Origin of the sequence: Erwinia sp. Leaf53, from assembly GCF_001422605.1 — a bacterium.
GTDB lineage: Bacteria > Pseudomonadota > Gammaproteobacteria > Enterobacterales > Enterobacteriaceae > Erwinia.
Map to the genome: position 1 here is coordinate 140981 of NZ_LMLK01000024.1, position 19136 is coordinate 160116.

The window sequence follows — 19136 nt, forward strand, 5'->3', positions numbered from 1 at the left end:
TTACTCCTGCCAGCTGCGGCTGTGCTGGCTCATCAGCCAGTCGGCGACGCTGTTCAGCGCCAGTGCCAGCAGCGCAATCGCCGCCCCCGGGATCAGCGCGGCCCACACGCCAAACAGAATGCCGTCTTTGTTATCCCGCGCCAGCCCGCCCCAGTCGGCGGTTGGCGGCTGAATGCCCAGCCCAAGGAACGACAGCGCCGACAGGAACAGCAGAATAAAGATAAAGCGCAACGCAAACTCCGCCACCAGCGTGGTCAGGGCGTTGGGCAGGATCTCGCGCCACAGGATCCAGCCGAGGCGCTCCCCGCGCAGTCGGGCGACTTCGATAAACTCCTGCGCCGCAATATCCAGCGCCAGCGAACGCGCCACGCGCAGCACCCGCGTCGACTCCAGCAGGCCGAGCACCAGTACGATCACCGGAATGGTTTTCGGCAGCATCGCCAGCACCACCAGCGCGAGGATCAGCGTAGGGATCGCCATCAGCACGTCGTTCACCCGTGAAATCAGCTGATCGACCCAGCCACGGCAGAAGCCGGCGAGGAAACCGAGGAAAATACCGATGGCAAACGCCAGCAGGGTCGCCACCACGCTAACGCCGATCGATGTGCGGGTGCCCCAGATCAGCCGCGACAGCAGGTCGCGGCCGAGGTTATCGGTGCCCAGCCAGTTCTGCGGTGAGACCCCCGCCCAGGCACTGCCCACCACCTGATCGGGCGCATAGGGCGACAGCAGCGGGGCCAGCAGCGCCACCAGAATAAACAGGCTCAGCCCGATAGCACCGGGGAGCACGGCAAGTTTCAGCCTTAACATCAACATCAGTTCCTTGTCAGCCCGGCGTGCCTTCGCGGTACGCCAGGCTGGCCTCTAAAAGGGATTAACGGGCGTGGCGCAGGCGCGGGTTAGCCAGCAGGGTGACCACATCGGCCAGCAGATTGAGCAGAATATAGATCCCGGCCAGCAGCAGCGCGCAGTCCTGGATCACCGGGATATCGCGTTTGCTGATGCTGTCCACCATGTACTGGCCGAGGCCCGGGTAAACAAACACGTTCTCGACGATCACCACCCCTACCATCAGCCAGGCCAGGTTGAGCACGATCACGTTAATCACCGGCCCCCAGACGTTGGGCAGCACGTGGCGGAACAGGATCGCCGACGGCGACAGCCCCTTCATCAGCGCGGTATCCACCCAGGCCGCATTCTGCGCGCTGACCAGCGCGGCGCGGGTCATATTGCTCATATGACCAAGAATAGCGAAGATCAGCGTCAGGCACGGCAGCGCAATCGCCAGCAGCCTGTCGCCCAGCGGCATGCCGTCGGCGATGCTGCTGTTGCTCGGCAGCCAGAACAGGGTGATCGAGAAAATCAGAATCAGCAGGTAGCCGGAGAAGAACTCCGGCAGCGACACCGCCGCGCGGGTAAACAGGTTCAGCAGCCGATCGGGCCAGCGCCCCTGGTAGCGGGCGGAAGCAAAGCCGATCGCCAGCGCCAGCGGCACGGCAACGATAGCGGTGAAGAACGCCAGTGACAGGGTATTACCCAGCCGCTCCAGCAGCACCGGCGCGATCGCCTCGCGGCTGGTAAAGCTGTGGCCGAAGTCGCCCTGCAGCACGCCGCCCAGCCAGCTGAGATAGCGGCTGAGGGCCGGCTGATCGAGGCCGAGCTGCTGATTCAGCGCCGCCACCGCCTGCGGGGTGGCCGTCTGGCCGAGGATCGCCGTCGCGGCGTTGCCCGGCAGCAGCTGGATGCCGACAAAAATCAGCGCCGACACCACCAGCAGCATCACCACCCCGGCCAGCAGACGCTGGACGATCATCTTAAGCAGCGGGAAATGGCCTTTCCCGCGGATAGAAGGAGAATCACTCATCGACAATTACGCAAACCAGACTTTTTCCGCAGCGCGGTTGCCGCTCATGGTGAAGCCCGGAATGGCAACAAACCCTTTAATTTTGCTGCTGGCCGCATCCAGCGCATCGGCGTAGAGCGGGATCACCTCACTGCCCTTCTCGACCAGCATCACCTGAATATCGTGATAAATCTGGCGGCGCTTCTGTTCATCCTGCTCGCCACGGGCGGCGGTCACCAGCTGGTCAAAGGCCGGCTCTTTCCACTGCGACTCGTTCCACGGCGCGTTGCTGGTAAACACCAGCGACAGCAGCGCATCGGCGGTCGGGCGCAGCGACCAGTTAGAGGAGACAAAGGGTTTCTTCATCCAGACGTTGTCCCAGAAGGCATCATCCGCCACGCGCTCCACCTGCAGCGGAATGCCGGCGCGCTGCGCCGAGTTCTGGTACAGCTGGCCGGCATCCACCGCGCCCGGGAAACCGCTCTCCGCCACCGACAGCACCAGCGGGCCGCTGAAGCCGGATTTCTGCCAGTGATATCTGGCCTTTTCCGGATCGTAAGGGCGCTGCGGAATATCTTTGGCAAAGTACGGGCTGGACGGGAAAACCGGGTTATCGTTAGCGACGGTGCCGTAACCGCCCAGCACGGTTTTGATCATCTGCTCACGATCGATGGCGTATTTCAGCGCCAGGCGGCCGTCGAGGGTGTTAAACGGCGCGACGTTCGCCAGCCCCGGGAAGGTGAAGATCTGGCTGTCTTTCGAACGCAGCAGCTGAATGGTCGGCAGCGCCTTCAGGCGATCGACGATACGCGGGTTCACGCGGTTAATCATGTGCGCCGAACCACTGGCCAGCGCCGCCACGCGCGCCGTCGAGTCGTTCATCGCCAGGGTTTCCACCGAATCAACGTGGCCACGGTTGGGGTTCCAGTGGTTCGGGTTACGCTTCACCAGCCCGCGCACGCCCGGCTTAAAGCTCTCAAGGATAAAGGCGCCGGTGCCGATGCCCTTATCGAAGTTTTCATTCTCCGGGGTAATGGCAAAGTGAACGTCGCTGAGCAGGGCGATAAATTCAACGTTCGGCTCTTTCAGCTTAATGGTCACCTGGTGCGGCGTGGTCGCTTCCAGCGACACCACCGGGTCGAGGTAACCTTTCACCGACGAAGTGGACCTCTCATCGCGGTGGTGGTTCAGCGAGTAGACCACGTCTCTGGCGGTCAGTGCACGGCCGTCGTGGAACTGCACGCCCTGACGAATATTCAGCAGCCAGGTTTTGCTGCCGTCGGCGGTTTCCCAGCTCTCGGCCAGCGACGGCACGATCCTGCCGTTTTCATCCACGTCGGCCAGGCAGTTAAACAGCTGCGAACCAAAGAAATACATCCAGGACTCAAACCAGAACGCCGGATCGAGCCGATCGGTGCTGGAGGCGTTATCCATGCCGATAATCAGGTGCCCGCCTTTTTTCGGCGTGGCATCCGCGGCAGCGGGCGCGGCGTCCGCTGCCCATGCTGACTGCAGCGGCCAGCCGGTGCAGGCTGCTGCAACGGAAAGTGCCCCGGTCGTTTTAATAAAGTTGCGACGGTTCATGTGGTGGTGTCCTGTAGTTTCTGCTGTTTTTATTATTGCCGCCGTAGCGGCACTGACCCGGTGTCCGTCTTACTTAAGCGCTTCCGCCAGCCGCTGAATGTGCTGCGGGCCAATGCCGCAGCAGCCGCCAACCAGCGTGGCACCGGCCGCCACCCACTCCTGCGCCCAGTGCAGATAGCCTGCCGGATCGCTGTCTTTACGCAGGCCGCTCAGACCTTCATTGGCCCCGCCGCCGTTGCTGCCGTGCTCAAAGGCGTTGGCATAAACACCAATGCCCACCGACGCATTCAGCTGCTTCAGCACGGCGGCGGCCTGCCGTACCGCCGACAGCATCACTTCCGGATGGCTGCAGTTAAACAGCACGTTCTCTGCCCCCAGCTCCACGGCGCGGGTTACCGCCGCCGTCACGCTTTCGCCGGAGCGCAGGGTGCTGACGGCATCATACTGTTCCGCTTCATCATTGAGGGTAAAGGAGAGCCACAGCGGCTGCGGCTGACCGGCCAGCGCCTGGTGAATCGCCTCCGCTTCGGCGATCGAACTGACGGTTTCGCCCAGCCAGACGTCCACAAACGGGGCCTGAGCATCGATCAGCACGCGGTGGATAGCCAGTGCCTGCGGCAGGTCAAACAGGTCGGGGCGATAGGAGCCTAAGGCCGGCGGCAGGCTGCCGGCAACGCGCACCGGCTCAGGGGCGGCGTCGGCCGCCTCGCGCGCCAGACGGCCGGCCAGCGCGGCCAGCCGCTGACCGTCGGCGGCAAAGCGTGCGTCGCCAATATGGAACGGCACCACGGCATAGCTGTTGGTGGTGAGCGTACCGGCACCGGCGGCGATAAAGCTGTCATGAACCTCGCGCACCCGCTCCGGCGCTTCATACAGCGCCAGCGCCGACCACTCCGGCTGACGGAATGGTGCACCAACCCGCGCCAGCTCTCGCCCCATACCACCATCCAGAATTGCAATTTTATGCGCCATCAGCCTGCTCCCGGTAAGATTTTTCTAATGGCAGCATGCTACAGAAAGTGATGGCTACATGTCCAGACGTCTATATGCTTAAATCACGATAAGCTTCTACAGGAAATGAGCGAAGGGGGAAGCGTAACGCTCAGGATTGTAGCGATTCCGCCGCCCCGCGGAGAACCACTGGCCACGCCGGCATCCGCTGACCATCGTTAAGGAGTGCGTTCAGAAGATTATTTTGGCGGCACCCAGGCCAACCACCAGCAGCGCCATTTGCGATACAGCAAACCATTTTGTTTGTGACGCCAGAGACTGATGCAGCTCGCTGCGTAACATCTCGAATTTAGTATCAAACTTTTTATCCAGCTGATGGAACTCTTCTTTCGTCACATAGTTTGACTTGATCACCGCAACATCTATCTTGATGCCGTTAACATCCTCTTTAAGTATTTTAACGTCTTCTTTTAAGACGGATACATCCTGCTTCAACACGGTGACGTCCTGCTTAAGCACAGTGACATCCTGCTTGAGCACAGTGACATCCTGCTTGAGCACAGTGACATCCTGCTTAAGCACGGTCACATCCTGCTTAAGCACGGTGACATCCTGCTTAAGAATATTTACGTCTCCCTGCAACGTGGTGAACTTGTCTTCCAGTTTCTCGACTCTGTTTTCCATTTTCTCATCCTTAATTATGTTCTGACAGCATGATGATAAATCCACCACAAGATGATTAACAAGCATACAGGAGCCGGTTTTCTGCGAGCCGCTACGGAAAACAACAATGTAATGCAATGCAACGCTAATTTATTGAAAAATATCGATTACGCGTTGCTTTAACAAAGGGGAGAACGGGTCTGAATGCTGGGGAGAGGCAAAGCAATAAATCCGGCAGCGGGCGCTGCCGGAGAGGTAACACCTTACTGGCTGAGCACGCCATTCAGCAGGATAGCGGTAATGATCCCGGTTGCCGCCGCGATCAGCACATAGTTGCCGTCGACATAGGCCCAGTGTGCGCCGCGTGGCGGTTCGTACAGACCGCGGTCGCGCCAGTCGTTAACGCGATAATCATCGCCACGGAAACGCGGCGGCATCGGGTGGCCGCGACGAAAGTCGTGGCCGCTCCAGGCAAAGTGATCGCGTTCCACGCGGTGGAATTGCGGCGAAGGGCCACGGTCATTACGGGCATCATGACGATCCGGACCACCGCGATCGTTACGGGCATCATGGCGATCCGGGCCGCCGCGATCGTTACGCGCGTCATGACGATCCTGACCACCACGATCGCTGCGGGCATCATGGCCGCCGCCGTTACCGCGATTATCATGACCGCCCTGCTGCTGCCACTGGCGATCCGGGCCATTGCCCGGACCCTCCGCCTGCGACAGAGAGGAGAACAGGGTGCCTGCTGTGAAAATGCTGATAACCAGTGCCAGTGTTGTTTTTTTCATCTTGATGTCCTCAGTTTGGCCGACGGCCTGACCGCTGCCGTTCACCTCACTATCGGACATTCGTCAACACTTCCGTATCGCTTCAACTCCGAAAACGACCGGATTAGCACTAACTTTGCTCTGGCTTAACACAGTCCTGACGCACCCTGCACAGTGTGGAGATTAGTTATTCAGCTGATAGTCCAGCGAGATCTCAGTATTGAGCAGCTTCGAGATCGGGCAGCCGGCTTTGGCCTGCTGAATAATCTTGTCAAACTCGGCTTTATCGATACCCGGCAGCGTCACTTTGCTCTCCAGCGCCACTCTGGTGATGCCGAAACCGCCATCCACTTTATCCAGCGACACGTCAGCGGTGGTATCAATGCTTTCAGGCGTATGGCCGGCCTCACCCAGCATCAGCGACAGCGCCATCGAGAAGCAGGCCGCATGGGCCGCCCCAACCAGCTCTTCCGGGTTGGTGCCGGCTTTCCCTTCAAAGCGGGTGTTAAAGCCATAGGGCTGCGCGCTCAGCGCACCGCTCTCGGTACTGATGGTGCCTTTACCGCGTTTGATATCGCCTTCCCAGTGTGCCTGGCCTTTCTTATGAATGGTCATGGTTATCCTCCGTTAGTTAACATCAGCTACCAGTATAGACACTCTGCATATTCTCACCGGCGACCGCCCGTTTTACAGACGATTCCGGCTACATTCCGCCCCTGCATAAGCGGGTGCCCCACCCTGCTTCTGCACCTGCACCTGCACCTGCTCCTGCTCCTGCTCCTGCTCCTGCTCCTGCTCCTGCTCCTGCTCCTGCTCCTGCAACATGACGTAATAGCGCCAGGGACAAGACCTCATCCGCGCGGGACCCGGGCCAGCAACAGCCGCTGGCCGCAGAACGCCATCGGCGTAGCGGGCTGCGGCCAGACGGCCAGCAGTTGATAGCCAGACTGCTCCAGCTGCTGGCGGCAGCGGGCTTCATCGGCGGCGGCGCTGAACGGGCAGTTATCCTCTCCGGCGGCGTGTGCGCAGAGCGCGGCAGGCGTCACCCAGTGCAGCGGTCGCTCTGCGCTGTTCTCCAGCAGCAATAACGGCGCACCCGGTTTCAGCCAGTCCCGCAGTTCCGCTAACAGCCGTGGCGCTGCGGCCTCGCTTAACAGCCCGCTAAACAGCCCGCCGGCGTAACGGCTGCCCGGCAGCAACTGCGCGGCAAGAGACCGCCTTAAATCAACCGCCACCCCAGTTCCTGAAACTGGCAATACGCAGCGGCCAAACGCTAACGTACGCTGGCACCCCACCAGCAACGGCTGGCAATCGCCCGGCTCCGCCTGCAACAGCGGCACCATGCTCGCCACAATCCCGCTAAAATAGTCGTCAAGGATCCCCGGCACGTGCAGCAACAGATCTAATCCCAGCGGCGAATGCGGCAACAGCACCGGTGCCACCAGCCACTCATCCAGCTGCGCCAGACCGCTGAACAGCGCTGTCGCCAACGCGCTGCTCTCATCCAGCCAACTCATCAACTGGCTCAGACGGTGAATGGCATCATCGATGCGCTGCTCCAGCGCCCACGGCTCAGGTGCATGTCCGGCCAACTGCCAGCAATCACCCTCGCACTCCAGCCACCCCTCCTCCTCCAGCAGCAGATGCCAGCGCTGCAGCAGCGGCGTAAAACAGGGCGCGACACGCAGCTCACGCCCGCGTGCCACCACCTGCCAGCCCGCCACCTCGCTAAAACCGCTACGCCGTAACGTATACAACATAATCTGCGGCGCAAGGCTGGCACTCTCGGCCAGAAACGCCGCCAGCGACGCCCGCCGCGCCGCATCAGGCACTTCCGCTGCCGCGCTCCCCCCCGCCGCCAGCCACTCCGCCAGCACCCGCTCCTGCCCACCCAACGTCATCCCGCCCCCTTAACCGCCCGCCAATCCTGTCACGTGCCAGAACAGTTTCCCCACCGCACACCGCATACTGCCGATAAAAAAACGGTAACGGATCACCCAGCCCAGCGCGTCAACGATAATGATTCACATTTACTTTAATCCTGCAACGTTCCCCCTCCCCACGCAATCTTTTTCAGCCCCACCTCCAGCCCCAAAAATTCCAATAAAAAAGCCCGCCCCGGTAATACCTTCACCAGAGCAGGCTCATTAATCATCAGACATCAAACAAAGTAGCTCCCTTATCCCCCACAGGCCACAGAGCAGCTCATTATTAGGGAGGGCAGCGGGATGAGCCCGGAGCGGCTTAKSCCGCGCAGGGTCGCCCGCTGACAGGCCCGGGAATCTCGATCAAACAGACAACACGCCCTTAAATCCCTACGCACTAAGCTCTAAGCCCTAAGCCCTTCCCAAACAGGCCACCACACACCCCATTTTAGGGAGGGCAGCGGGATGAGCCCGGAGCGGCTTATGCCGCGCAGGGTCGCCCGCTGACAGGCCCGGGAATCTCGATCAAACAGACGACCTGTCCACAGTGCCAGTAAACAGACGACCTGTGCACAGTGCCAGAATACGACCTGTGCACAATGTCAAAGCATCAGTGCTTCAGCGTCTCCCGCACTTCCCGCACCTGCTTCTCACTCACCGCATCCGCCTTATTCCCCCAGCCCTGACGAATAAAGGTCGCCAGCTGCGCCACCTCATCATCACTCAGCCGCGCCGCAAAGCCCGGCATCGCCAGCGTCGACGGCGCCTTCGCGGTTGAAGGCTGCTGCGCCCCGGCCAGAATCGTATGGATCAACCCGGTCGGATCGCCCGCGTTAACTATCGTCGCCCCGTCCAGCTCCGGGAAAATGCGCGGCGCACCCTTACCGGTCACAAAATGACAGGCCCCGCAGTTATCCAGATACAACCGCTCGCCGGTGGTCAGACTCTTCGCCGCCGTCAGCTTCGCCTCGGTGGCACTCACCGCCTCTGCCGCCTTCGCCGGCGCAGGCGGATTCCCGCCGAGGAACTTCAGATACGCGCTAATCGCCTTAAGATCGGCATCGGTCATCCACGACGTACTGTGCTCAACCACCGACGTCATCTCACCGCCCACCGCCGCCTTATCGTTACGTCCGGTCGCCAGATAATCGACGGTCTCCTGCTCCGTCCAGTGCGGCAACCCGCGCAGCGACGGCACTTCCCAGCCGTTAAGACTGCCGCCGGCAAGGAACTTCTCGTCGCCGCTGTCCAGCGCCTTCTCGTTCATACCGATGCCGCGTGGCGTATGACAGCTGCCGCAGTGGCCAAGGCTCTCCACCAGATAGGCACCGCGATTCACCTCGGCACTCGCCCCGCCGATCGGCCGGAACGGCGTATCCCCGGTAAACGCCCAGTTCCAGAAACGCATGCCCCAGCGCTGGCTGAACGGGAAGCTCAGATCGGTCTCCGGCGGCTGCTCCGCGCTCGGCTTCACGCCCTGCATAAAGTAAACGTACAGCGCGTGCATATCGGCATCGCTGATCTTCGCGTAGTCCGGATAGGGCATCGCCGGGTAGAGACGCTTACCGTCCGGCAGCACGCCCTTACGCACCGCGTCCGAGAACTGCTGCTCGCTGTACTTACCGATACCCTGTTCTTTATCCGGCGTAATGTTGGTCGAATAGATCGTGCCAAGGTTCGACTCAATCGCCAGCCCGCCGGAAAACGCCGGCTTGCCCGGAATAGTGTGGCAGGCACCACAGTCGCCGAGGCGTGAAATATACTCGCCCTGCTTCACCAGATCGTCCGCTGCAGCGGCAGGCAGCGCAGACATGCCGGCCAGCAGGCCGGACGCGATTAACGTGCGTGTCAGTTTCATCTTCATCACCTTATGCCTGCACCATCGGACCCGGATTCTTCAGGTAGATATCCTTAATTGCCTGCGCCGCCATCAGGGTAATCGCGCCGATGGTATCGGTCGGGTTAGCCTGGAAGTTTTGCGGGAAGGCGTTACCGCCCGGCACAAACACGTTATGCACGTCCCAGCTCTGCAGATAGCGGTTCAGCGCCGAGGTCTTAGGATCGTCGCCCATTACCGCGCCGCCGACGTTATGGGTGGAGACGTATTTGGTCAGATCGAAATCGGCATCCATCCCGAGGAAGCTCTCGCTGTAGCTGTCCGGGTTCAGCTCTTTGGTGATATTGCCGACGATGCCCTTCAGATACTGTTGCAGCTTCAGCTCGTTCTGCTTCCAGTTAAAGGTCATGCGCAGCAGCGGGTAGCCATACTCATCGGTGTAGTTCGGGTCGAGATCCAGATAGATATCGCGGTACGACATACAGGTGGTGGTGATGCTGATCTTCATCGAGTGGCCGTACCACTCCTCCAGCCCCTGCTTCCAGCCGTTGCCCCACGCCGGGGTGCCCTTCGGCAGCGCGGTGCTGATTGGCGTACCGGTGGCCTGCGAGCTGTGGATCTTGGCACCTCCGATAAAGCCCAGCGACGGGCCGTCAAAGTTGCCCGGCGAGATATCGTTAAACATCTGCCCGGTGGCCCCGGCGGTGGCAAACGGATTAAAGTTTTTGTCCTTGAAGAACAGCGTTGCGCCGCCGTTGCTGAGGAAGGCGTAGTTACGGCCAATCACCCCCTCTTCGGTAATCGGGTTATACGGCTTGCCGATGCCGGAGAGCAGCATCAGACGCACGTTGCAGAACTGGAAGCTGCTCAGCACCACGATTTTGGCCGGCTGGAAGCACTCGTTGCCGTCTTTGTCGATATAGACAACGCCCTTCGCGGTCTTCTTATCGTCATGCAGCACCACTTTCATCACGTTGGCGTGCACTTCATAGGAGAAGTTGTCCATGCGCTTCAGCGAGTCCATCACCGCGGTCTGCGGCGACGCCTTCGAGTAGTTCAGGCACGGATACTTACTGCAGTAGCCGCAGTAGTTGCACGGCGCGATCTGGTTACCGTAGGGGTTAGTCCAGGCGCGGGAGACGCAGGCCGACGGGTTAGGGAACGGATGATAGCCAAGCTTTTTCGCCGCCTTCACAAACATCGTATTGTTCAGCGTGTCGTCCAGCGCCGGCAGCGGCATCGGATTGGCGCGCGGACCTTCGAACGGATCGCCGCCTTCGAGGATCTGGCCGCGCAGGTTGCCGGTATTGCCGGACTGGCCGCAGATCATCTCGAACTTTTCGTAGTAAGGCTCGATCTCCTCCCAGCTGAACGGGAAGTCCATAATGCGCATATCGTCCTGCAGCACGCCAGGGCCATAGGCCTGGTCGGCGTAGGTTTTCAGCTTCAGGTCGGTCGGCGTCGGGCGGATCAGCACCGCCGTCCAGTGCAGGCCGGAGCCGCCCACGCCGGTGCCGGGGCAGAACGCCCCCCACTTACGGGTCGGCAGCGCAGTCTGGCTCATGTTGTAGCGCACGGTCACCGCCGCTTCCGCCGGGGTGGCCATCACCTTATTGCGCACCGCATAGGCAAATTCATCCGCCGGTTTCGGGTAAGCGAACTCTTCGTAGCCGCGATCGCCGCCGCGCTCCAGCGCGCGTACCTTCAGGCCGGCCAGCGCCAGCTCAATGCTCATCAGCGAGCCGGCCCATCCCAGGCCGACAACAACGACGTCGACTTCTTCTTTATTAATCTGTGCCATGTTAAACCCTGTTTACCCCGCAGGGCCGCAGCAGAGACGTGAGCGCCCCTGCCGCCGGCCCTGCCGGGCAGCATTAAAACGAGAAAATGGAATCAGGCGCGCAGGCCCTGAATGCTCACCGGACCCAGCGGATACGGCACGTTGTGCTGCTTTACCCATTCGAGGTAGCTGGCGCGCGCGCCGGGGAAGCCGATGGCGATCCACGCCTTCATCCCCTTGTTGCCGCCGTACATCGGGTCGGAGAGGTAGCCGTGTTTGCTATCGTTCAGCAGGCCGCTGAAGAACTGCGACGCCTTCAGATCCGGCTCACCGAGATCGGCAAATTTGATCTCGTTTTTCTGCAGATGCGTCAGCACCGCTTCCTGCTCTGCCACCGGCAGCTGATGGAAGTCCTGCTGGTGCTGCTGCTGGCACCACTGGTTGGCCAGCTTGATGCCGGTCTGGTAGATCTGCTGCGGGCGGAACGGGATCTGGTAGCCGTGGGTGGCGGCGGCCTGAGAATCAAACGGCCCCTGCATGTAGATCTCGTTGCCGATATCACCGTGCATCTGCTGATCGATAAAGACCGGCACGTTAGTTTCCAGCGCGCCAGGGGCCTTTCCCTCGCCGCCGGCGGGGATCAGACGGTCGCAGGCGGCGAGGATAAACCGCCACTCGGCCGGGCTGAAGAAGATCGGCTGATAATCCGCCAGCTCAGGTGCGGCCATCTCTGCGGCCTGGGCTGCGGTCAGCCCTTTAAACACCATCTGGCCCAGCGGTAATGCCAGCAGCGACCCGAGTAAAAACTTACGACGGGTGGTTTCTTTTTGAAGGAGCATAGCGTTACGACTCTCACATGCCAGTAAAGGGTTGCCACGGGGGGAAACCGAAGGTTAAAAAATGGTTTTATTTTTTTACATGGCCGCAATGTTAGCGATACAGATGATTCAAAATGTAAAAATTGAAGAGATAATATTTTTAGTTAAACAGGGATGATTGCTCTAACATTTTATAACAATGCCACCATTCCTCGCCGGGTTAGCCACAGGGTTAACCACACCGCTATTAAGGGAAATTTCGGCACCTGAAGCAGGCTGACCGGGAAAAAAACGCCGTGAGCGTGGCGTTTTTGCAATAGTCACCTGGCTGAACAAAATCAAACAATTCGTCTATTCCCCTGCGCATCCTGGGGACAAAACCTGGCCCGATTCACGCTCCCGCAGCCTGAAACCAGGCCGACTCGCCCACCCCCGGCGTAAAATCTATCCCCACTCACGCACCCGCAGCGTAAATCTGTCCCGACTTGCCCACCCGCAGCGTAAAATTCAGCCCGACTCGCGCACCCGCAGCGTAAAACCGAGATCGACCACCGCCTCCGCCGGGGCCTGCCCCTCGATTTTATCGGCCAGCAGCGTGGCGGCCAGCTCGCCCATCTTCAGCCGGTCGATGGCGACGGTGGTGATCGCCGGCTGGTTATGTTCCGCAAAGGCCAGGTCACCAAAGCCGATCACCGCCAGATCTTCCGGCACGCGCAGCCCGCGCGCCTGCGCCTCCATAATTACCCCCTGCGCCAGGGTGTCCGAACTGCAGACGATGGCGTCGAAGCGCTGCCCCGCTGCCAGCAGCTGGCTCAGCCCCTGACGTCCGGCACCCAGCGAGGTCGGCACCGGCGCGTTCACCCCCTGCAGGCGGCAGCCCGGCTGCCCCTGCAACACCTCGGCCAGCGCCCTGCGCCGCAGCTGAGCGCGCCGGTCACCGGCCCACACCAGGCCAAGGCTGCGGTAGCCGCGCTGCAGACAGTATTCGCCGATGCGCTGGCCGATTTTTTCATGGGAGAAGCCCACCAGCATATCCAGCGGCGTCGGCGTCAGATCCCAGATCTCCACCAGCGGCAGCGCGGCGTTCAGCAGCGTTTTACGCAGTTCAGCATGGTGGTGAATGCCGGTCAGCACCATGCCGTCCGGCCGCCGCGACAGGATGGTGTTAACGGTTTCCGCCTCGTTGTCGCTGGAGTAGCCGGTGACGCACAGCAGCATCTGGTAGCCGCGCGCGGCCAGCCGGTCGCTGATCGCCTGCACGGTGTCGACAAACATGCTGTTGTTGATCTGCGGAACCACCACCGCGATCAGCCGGGTGCGGCGCGAGGCCAGCCCGCCGGCCAGCAGGTTGGGAATATAGCCGGTGGCCTGGATCGCCGCCATCACCCGCGCCACGGTGGCGGGACGCACCACCTGCGGCTTATTGATCGCCCGGCTGACGGTCATCGGCGACAGGCCCGCCAGCCGCGCCACGTCTTCCAGCGTGACGGTACGTACTGGCGCTACGCCACCCAGCTCACTATGTTCTTTCATCACTGCCCCACCGCCTGAAAAATGTTTGCGCTATCATATTACCGGTTTATCGCCCCTGCCACCCCGATGACCGGTGCCGTGCTGCACCCGGTCTGTGTTACACTCGGCACCCGCCCGGAAACCTCCGGTGCCCCCTGTCAAACTCAACGCCGAGGTGACCCGCCGTGAATAAAAGAGCCATTGCTCCCACCGTGATTTTTATTGCCGCTATGGCCTTTCTGGTCTGGTTTATCGCTTCCGGCGCGGCGGCACCGGGCAGCTAAGGTGACGTGAAGTCCCCCCGGCTTCAGGCTTCAGGCTTCAGGCTTCAGGCTTCAGGCTTCAGGCTTCAGGCTTCAGGCTTCAGGCTTCAGGCTTCAGGCTTCAGGCTTCAGGCTTCAGACTTCAGGCAGGACAGCAGGCCATATCAAATGTCCCTGCTGCTGGTAAGGCATTACCGTCTACGGGCTGCGCCCGTTTCTTTGCTAACCTCGTTTATCTACTCAACGGCGACGAAAAGGAACGGCAATGACCACACCACAGGCTTTGATTATCGGCGCATCGCGCGGCATTGGCTTAGGGCTGGCGACCACGCTGGCGGAACGCGGCTGGCAGGTGACGGCCACCACCCGCGGTGCAACGCCGCACACCGACGCGAATATTGCGTGGCTGACGCTGGATATTAACCGGCAGCAGCAGCGTGACGAGCTGGCCGAGGCGCTGGCCGGCCGGCAGTTTGACACCATTTTTATCAACGCCGGCGTGTTTGGCCCGGCGGCGCAGGATCTGACGCAGACCAGTGACGACGAGCTGGCGGCGCTGTTCCTGAGTAACGCCATCTCGCCGGTGCGCTGCGCCACCCAACTGCTGCCGCTGGTAAAAGAGCAGAGCGGAATTATGGCGCTGATGTCCTCCGACCTCGCCAGCCTCAACGAGAACCCGCACGCCACCTATCCGCTCTACTCCGCCAGCAAGGCGGCGCTGAATATGCTGGCGCGCGGGCTGCTGCCGGAAGCACAGTCACAGGGCAAAACCCTGCTGTGCGTGCATCCGGGCTGGGTGCAGACCGATATGGGCGGTGCGGAGGCAACGCTGACCATCGCACAGAGCGTTAACGGCATCGCCGACCGGCTGCAGGAGTGGCAGGGCAAAAGCGGCCACCACTATATCGACTGGGAAGGCAGCGAACGCCGCTGGTAACGCCCGTTGCCGGATAAAAAAAATCCCCGCCGTGGCGGGGATAAAGCTCGGACAGTTCAACGTAGCAAAGGTACACAGATTTCAGGCTTCGACTTCAAACGTCATACTTCGACATCACGCAAAAAACTTCGCCAGCACCAGCAGCGATAGCGACACGTTGATCGCACCGCCGATGCGGGTGGCGATCTGCGCAAACGGCATCAGCGACATACGGTTACCGGCGGTCAGAATAGCAACGTCGCCGGTGCCGCCCTGCCCGCTCTGGCAGCAGGAGACAATCGCTACGTCGATCGGGTGCATGCCGATCTTTTTACCGACGAAGAAGCCGGTCACCACCAGCGCGCTGACGGTGGTGACGATCACCAGCAGGTTCTGCAGGGTAAAGGCGTCGACCAGCTCCTGCCACGGCGTAATCGCCACGCCGACCGCAAACAGGATCGGATAGGTCACCGCGGTTCGGAAGAATTTATAGACCATCTGCGATCCCTGCTGAATACGCGGCGACACGCCGTGTGCCAGCTTGACCGCGACCGCCGCAAACAGCATTCCCACCGGTGCCGGCAGGCCGATCAGCCGGTGCAGCAGCATACCGACCATATACAGCAGGATCGCCAGCAGCGCGCCGCAGGCCAGGGTGGTGACCTCCATTTTGCCGCTGAATTTCTCCGTTGCCGACGCCTCGCCGTCCGCCTGGCCGCCGGGCATCAGGCTGCCTTCGCCGGTCAGGTGCGGGTAGCGTTTACCCAGCTGGTTCAGCAGCCCGGCAATCACGATCGCCGTCAGGCTGCCCAGCATTACGATCGGCAGGATGCGCCCCAGCGCCACGCCCTGCTCGATATGCAGGATCGCCGCATAGCCCATCGACAGCGGGATCGCCCCTTCACCGACGCCGCCGGCCATGATCGGCAGGATCAGGAAGAAGAAGATCTGGAACGGCTCCAGCCCCAGCGCCAGACCGACCGCCATCCCCGCCAGCATGCCGACAATCTCACCGCACAGCATCGGCACGAAAATACGCAGGAAGCCCTGAATCAGCACCTGACGGTTCATGCTCATAATGCTGCCGACGATAATGCAGCAGATATAGAGGTAGAGAATATTGGTGCTTTTGTAGAACTGGGTGGTGGACTGCACCACCACGTCCGGCAGCAGGCCGTAGTGCACCAGCGCGGAGGGGATAAAGGTGGCGCAGATCGCCGCCGCGCCCATCTTGCCCACCAGCGGCAGGCGTTTGCCGAACTCACCGCAGGCGAAGCCAAAGAAGGCCAGCGTGGCGACCATCACCACGATATCAGACGGCATTTTACCGGCCAGGCAGTCGAGCAGGATCAGAAAACCGGCCAGCAGAAACAGCGGCAGCGGTACGATGCCGACCTTGTAATTATCCATAACCCGCCACCATTTTTCCCGCAGCGGGATATCGGCGGTTTTCTCTCTGGCGACGAGATAAGAATCATCAGTTGTGCTCATAGTCTGGCCTCTTATTAAGTTTCACCGACATCATAGTGAAAGGCCTTATTAACCTGCTGTGATTCTGTTCAAATTTAAAACGGGTTTTTAATGGTGCTTATGGTTTCTATGGTGTTAATTGACATTATGTAAAACAGCGCGTGGAGTTAATGGTGTTAAGGTTATTTAGCGGGATAATCTTATCGACTCTGCTGCATTTAAGCGTTATCGCAATTCAGCTTAAACGCGTGTCAGCGATCACAAGTTGATCGGGCGCAATCTTGTCTGATTCCCTGCACATGGTAGGGTAATGGCTGACTCTTGTGAGCGGTAAATTCCGGCCATGCGCCTAAAACTCTCTTTTCAGATTAAGCTGTTCCTGTGCCTGGTTGCCTTCTCCTGCCTGCTGCTGGCGGCGATTGCCGGCTACAGCTGGTATCAGCTCGACGCCCAGCTGCACCGCGACCTCGGGGCCAGGGCGCAGGTGCAGGCGCGGGAGATTGCGCTGATCCCCCCGCTGGTGGCGGCGGTGCAGGCCGACGATCCGCGGCAGGTTGCCGCATTAATGAAACCCTTTCGCGCCAGCAGCGACGCCAGCTATATCGTGGTCGGCGACAGCCAGGGCCGCCACCTTTATCACTCTGAAGATGCCGGCCGTATTGGCCAGCCGATGGTCGGCGGCGATAACAGCGAGGTGCTGGCCGGAAAAACCATTATTACCGTGCGTAAAGGTGGCATTGGCGTTTCGCTGCGCAGTAAAGCGCCAGTACGGGATAACAATGGCCGGGTTATCGGCATTGTTTCCGTCGGCTATTTAAAGTCGCATATTGATAATTTAACCACCCGCACGCTGCTGCAAATTTCCGCCGCGATTATTCTGCTGTTTATCGCGCTGTTTATTTTCTCCTGGCTGCTGTCTAAAAATCTTAAGCGGCAGATGTTCTCGCTGGAGCCGAAAGAGATTGCCCTGCTGGTGCGCCAGCAAAGCGCGCTGCTGGAAGCGATCTACGAAGGGGTGATCGCCATCGATGCCAGCGGGCGCATTATTACGCTCAACCGGGCGGCGCGCGAGCTGCTGGATTTACGCCAGAGCGCCGACGCGGCGATCGGTAAACCGGTCAGCGAAGTACTGAGCAGCCAGCCCGACTTTTTCAGCAGCGGGCAGCAGCAGGATACCCACGACGAGGTGTGCCGGTTTGGATCGCTGCGGGTGATTGCCAGCCGGGTGCGCATTATGCAGCAGCAGGAGCTGCTGGGCTGGGTGGTGACCTTCCGCAGCGAAAACGATATCAACACCCTGAGCAGCCAGCTCAGCCAGGTGCAACGCTACGCCGACAGCCTGCGGGTGATGCGCCACGAACAGCTGAACTGGACCGCCGCGCTGGCAGGCCTGCTGCAGATGCAGCGCTATGACGAAGCGCGACGCTACGTCGAGGCCCAGTCGGCAGGCGCGCAGGAGATCCTCGACTTTATCTCCACGCGGTTTGTTCCCCCGGCGCTGTGCGGCCTGCTGCTGGGAAAATACGCCAGCGCGCGCGAAAAAGGCATTGAACTGCGCTTCGATCCCGCCTGCCAGCTAAGCACGCTGCCGGACGGGCTGAATGAGAGCGAGCTGATGTCGGTGGTCGGCAACCTGCTGGATAACGCCGTCGAGGCCACGCTGCGCGGCCCGCAGCTCCGGCCAGTTGCGCTCTATCTCAGCGACGCCAGCGGCGAACTGGTGATCGAAGTGGCGGACCAGGGCGGCGGCATCGCCGGACACATTCGTGATACGCTGTTCCAGCCGGGGATCACCACCAAAGCCGACGCCCGCGATCACGGCATCGGCCTGCAGCTGGTGGCGCGTTACGTCACCCAGGCGCACGGCAGCATCGAAGTGACGGACAACGATCCGCACGGCACCATTTTCTCGCTGTTTATTCCCAACACCCGACCCTCCCGAGCACCCGACTATGTCTGAAGCCCTCGACGTTTTGATCGTAGAAGATGAACCGCTGCTGGCCCGCCTGCACGCCGAGTTTATCGAACAACATTTCAACCTGCGGGTGGTGGCCACGGCCGCCACGCTGGCCGAGGCAAAACGGCTGGCCACGCTGCATCAGCCGCGGCTGATCCTGCTGGACAACTTCCTGCCGGATGGTCAGGGCATTGAGCTGATGGAGAGCGCGGCGGTCAAAGCCGCCAGCTGCTCGGTGGTGTTTATCACCGCCGCCAGCGATATGCACACCTGCAGCCAGGCGATACGCAACGGCGCCTTCGACTATATTATTAAGCCGCTGTCGTACAAAAGGCTGCGTAACTCGCTGGAGCGCTTTATGCAGTTTGTGCAGACTCAGCACAGCTACCGGGTGATCGACCAGCACAGCGTCGACGCGCTCTACAACCTGCAGTCCAAACAGTTTGCCGCTGAACCGGCGGCAAAAGGCATTGAGGCCAACACCCTCGCGCTGGTACAGCAGCTGTTTGAACAGCAGCCGGACGTTGCCCACACCGTAGAGGAGGTGGTGGAACAGGCCGGCATCAGCAAAACCACCGCCCGGCGCTATCTGGAGTACTGCGTGGCCAGCGATTGGGTCCAGGTGGAGATGCTCTACGGCAATATCGGCCATCCGCGGCGCCTGTATCGAAAGAAAACTAAAGTGAAATAACGTTTCTGCTTACCTAAAAGCAACCGGCTGGAGATCCTGGCGCGCTAAGGACAACCGACAGCAGATTATATTTTTTTAGACGATTTTATTGCCGGGTTCATTGGGGATAATAGTGATTAACCTTATTATCGCCGTCCCGGCACTCCCCGTAAC

The 19136-nt window shown here is 60.5% G+C and carries 18 protein-coding genes; 4 read left to right on the forward strand and 14 right to left on the reverse strand.

Features of this window, described 5'->3' with window-relative positions:
* From ASF13_RS19120 to ASF13_RS19175, 13 genes are all read right to left on the reverse strand, one after another.
* Positions 1-810 carry an ABC transporter permease gene (locus tag ASF13_RS19120; RefSeq protein WP_056240146.1) on the reverse strand — a complete coding sequence of 270 codons (810 nt, stop codon included), beginning with the start codon at positions 808-810 and terminating at the stop codon, positions 1-3.
* 64 nt (positions 811-874) lie between these two features.
* A complete protein-coding gene (locus ASF13_RS19125) occupies positions 875-1864 on the reverse strand; it encodes an ABC transporter permease (RefSeq protein WP_369814399.1) in 990 nt (329 codons plus the stop codon).
* 6 nt (positions 1865-1870) lie between these two features.
* Positions 1871-3427: an ABC transporter substrate-binding protein gene (locus ASF13_RS19130; RefSeq protein WP_056240153.1), complete on the reverse strand. Its 1557-nt coding sequence runs from the start codon at positions 3425-3427 to the stop codon at positions 1871-1873.
* Positions 3428-3496: 69 nt separating this feature from the next.
* The gene (locus ASF13_RS19135) at positions 3497-4399 is read right to left on the reverse strand and encodes a homocysteine S-methyltransferase family protein (protein ID WP_056240157.1); all 903 of its coding nucleotides are present in this window, start codon (positions 4397-4399) and stop codon (positions 3497-3499) included.
* Positions 4400-4609: 210 nt separating this feature from the next.
* On the reverse strand, positions 4610-5062 hold the full coding sequence (locus ASF13_RS19140) for a hypothetical protein (protein WP_235515054.1): 453 nt from the start codon (positions 5060-5062) through the stop codon (positions 4610-4612).
* Between the two features lie 242 nt (positions 5063-5304).
* Complete coding sequence (locus ASF13_RS19145) at positions 5305-5835, reverse strand: RcnB family protein (RefSeq protein WP_056240553.1); 531 nt, start codon at positions 5833-5835, stop codon at positions 5305-5307.
* Between the two features lie 162 nt (positions 5836-5997).
* Positions 5998-6429: an OsmC family protein gene (locus ASF13_RS19150; protein WP_056240160.1), complete on the reverse strand. Its 432-nt coding sequence runs from the start codon at positions 6427-6429 to the stop codon at positions 5998-6000.
* Positions 6430-6501: 72 nt separating this feature from the next.
* Positions 6502-6669: a hypothetical protein gene (locus tag ASF13_RS24810; RefSeq protein WP_156365624.1), complete on the reverse strand. Its 168-nt coding sequence runs from the start codon at positions 6667-6669 to the stop codon at positions 6502-6504.
* Entirely contained in the window at positions 6666-7715 is a 1050-nt protein-coding gene (locus ASF13_RS19155) for a hypothetical protein (RefSeq protein ID WP_056240163.1), read from the reverse strand. The genes ASF13_RS24810 and ASF13_RS19155 overlap by 4 nt, the downstream gene beginning before the upstream one ends.
* 634 nt (positions 7716-8349) lie before the next feature.
* Positions 8350-9603: a cytochrome c gene (locus ASF13_RS19160; RefSeq protein ID WP_369814400.1), complete on the reverse strand. Its 1254-nt coding sequence runs from the start codon at positions 9601-9603 to the stop codon at positions 8350-8352.
* Between the two features lie 4 nt (positions 9604-9607).
* Positions 9608-11377, reverse strand: coding sequence for a GMC family oxidoreductase (locus ASF13_RS19165; RefSeq protein WP_056240168.1), 1770 nt, complete (start codon positions 11375-11377; stop codon positions 9608-9610).
* Between the two features lie 92 nt (positions 11378-11469).
* Positions 11470-12195 (reverse strand): gluconate 2-dehydrogenase subunit 3 family protein, encoded by a 726-nt coding sequence (locus ASF13_RS19170; protein ID WP_056240170.1) that lies wholly within the window; start codon positions 12193-12195, stop codon positions 11470-11472.
* Positions 12196-12681: 486 nt separating this feature from the next.
* Entirely contained in the window at positions 12682-13707 is a 1026-nt protein-coding gene (locus ASF13_RS19175) for a LacI family DNA-binding transcriptional regulator (RefSeq protein ID WP_056240173.1), read from the reverse strand.
* Positions 13708-13871: 164 nt separating this feature from the next.
* Here ASF13_RS19175 and ASF13_RS24520 point away from each other — a divergent pair, with 164 nt between their 5' ends.
* Together ASF13_RS24520 and ASF13_RS19180 are read left to right on the forward strand one after the other, a co-directional pair.
* Complete coding sequence (locus ASF13_RS24520) at positions 13872-13970, forward strand: YoaK family small membrane protein (protein WP_199177707.1); 99 nt, start codon at positions 13872-13874, stop codon at positions 13968-13970.
* Between the two features lie 244 nt (positions 13971-14214).
* The gene (locus tag ASF13_RS19180; RefSeq protein ID WP_056240176.1) at positions 14215-14886 is read left to right on the forward strand and encodes an SDR family oxidoreductase; all 672 of its coding nucleotides are present in this window, start codon (positions 14215-14217) and stop codon (positions 14884-14886) included.
* Between the two features lie 114 nt (positions 14887-15000).
* Here ASF13_RS19180 and ASF13_RS19185 read toward each other — a convergent pair whose 3' ends face one another.
* Positions 15001-16356, reverse strand: coding sequence for a 2-hydroxycarboxylate transporter family protein (locus ASF13_RS19185; RefSeq protein ID WP_056240178.1), 1356 nt, complete (start codon positions 16354-16356; stop codon positions 15001-15003).
* A gap of 322 nt (positions 16357-16678) precedes the next feature.
* Between ASF13_RS19185 and ASF13_RS19190 the strand changes: the two genes are divergently transcribed.
* Positions 16679-18295, forward strand: a complete 1617-nt coding sequence (locus ASF13_RS19190) for a sensor histidine kinase (RefSeq protein WP_056240180.1) — start codon at positions 16679-16681, stop codon at positions 18293-18295.
* Entirely contained in the window at positions 18288-18983 is a 696-nt protein-coding gene (locus tag ASF13_RS19195; protein WP_056240183.1) for a response regulator, read from the forward strand. The genes ASF13_RS19190 and ASF13_RS19195 overlap by 8 nt, the downstream gene beginning before the upstream one ends.
* Positions 18984-19136 lie beyond the last annotated feature (153 nt).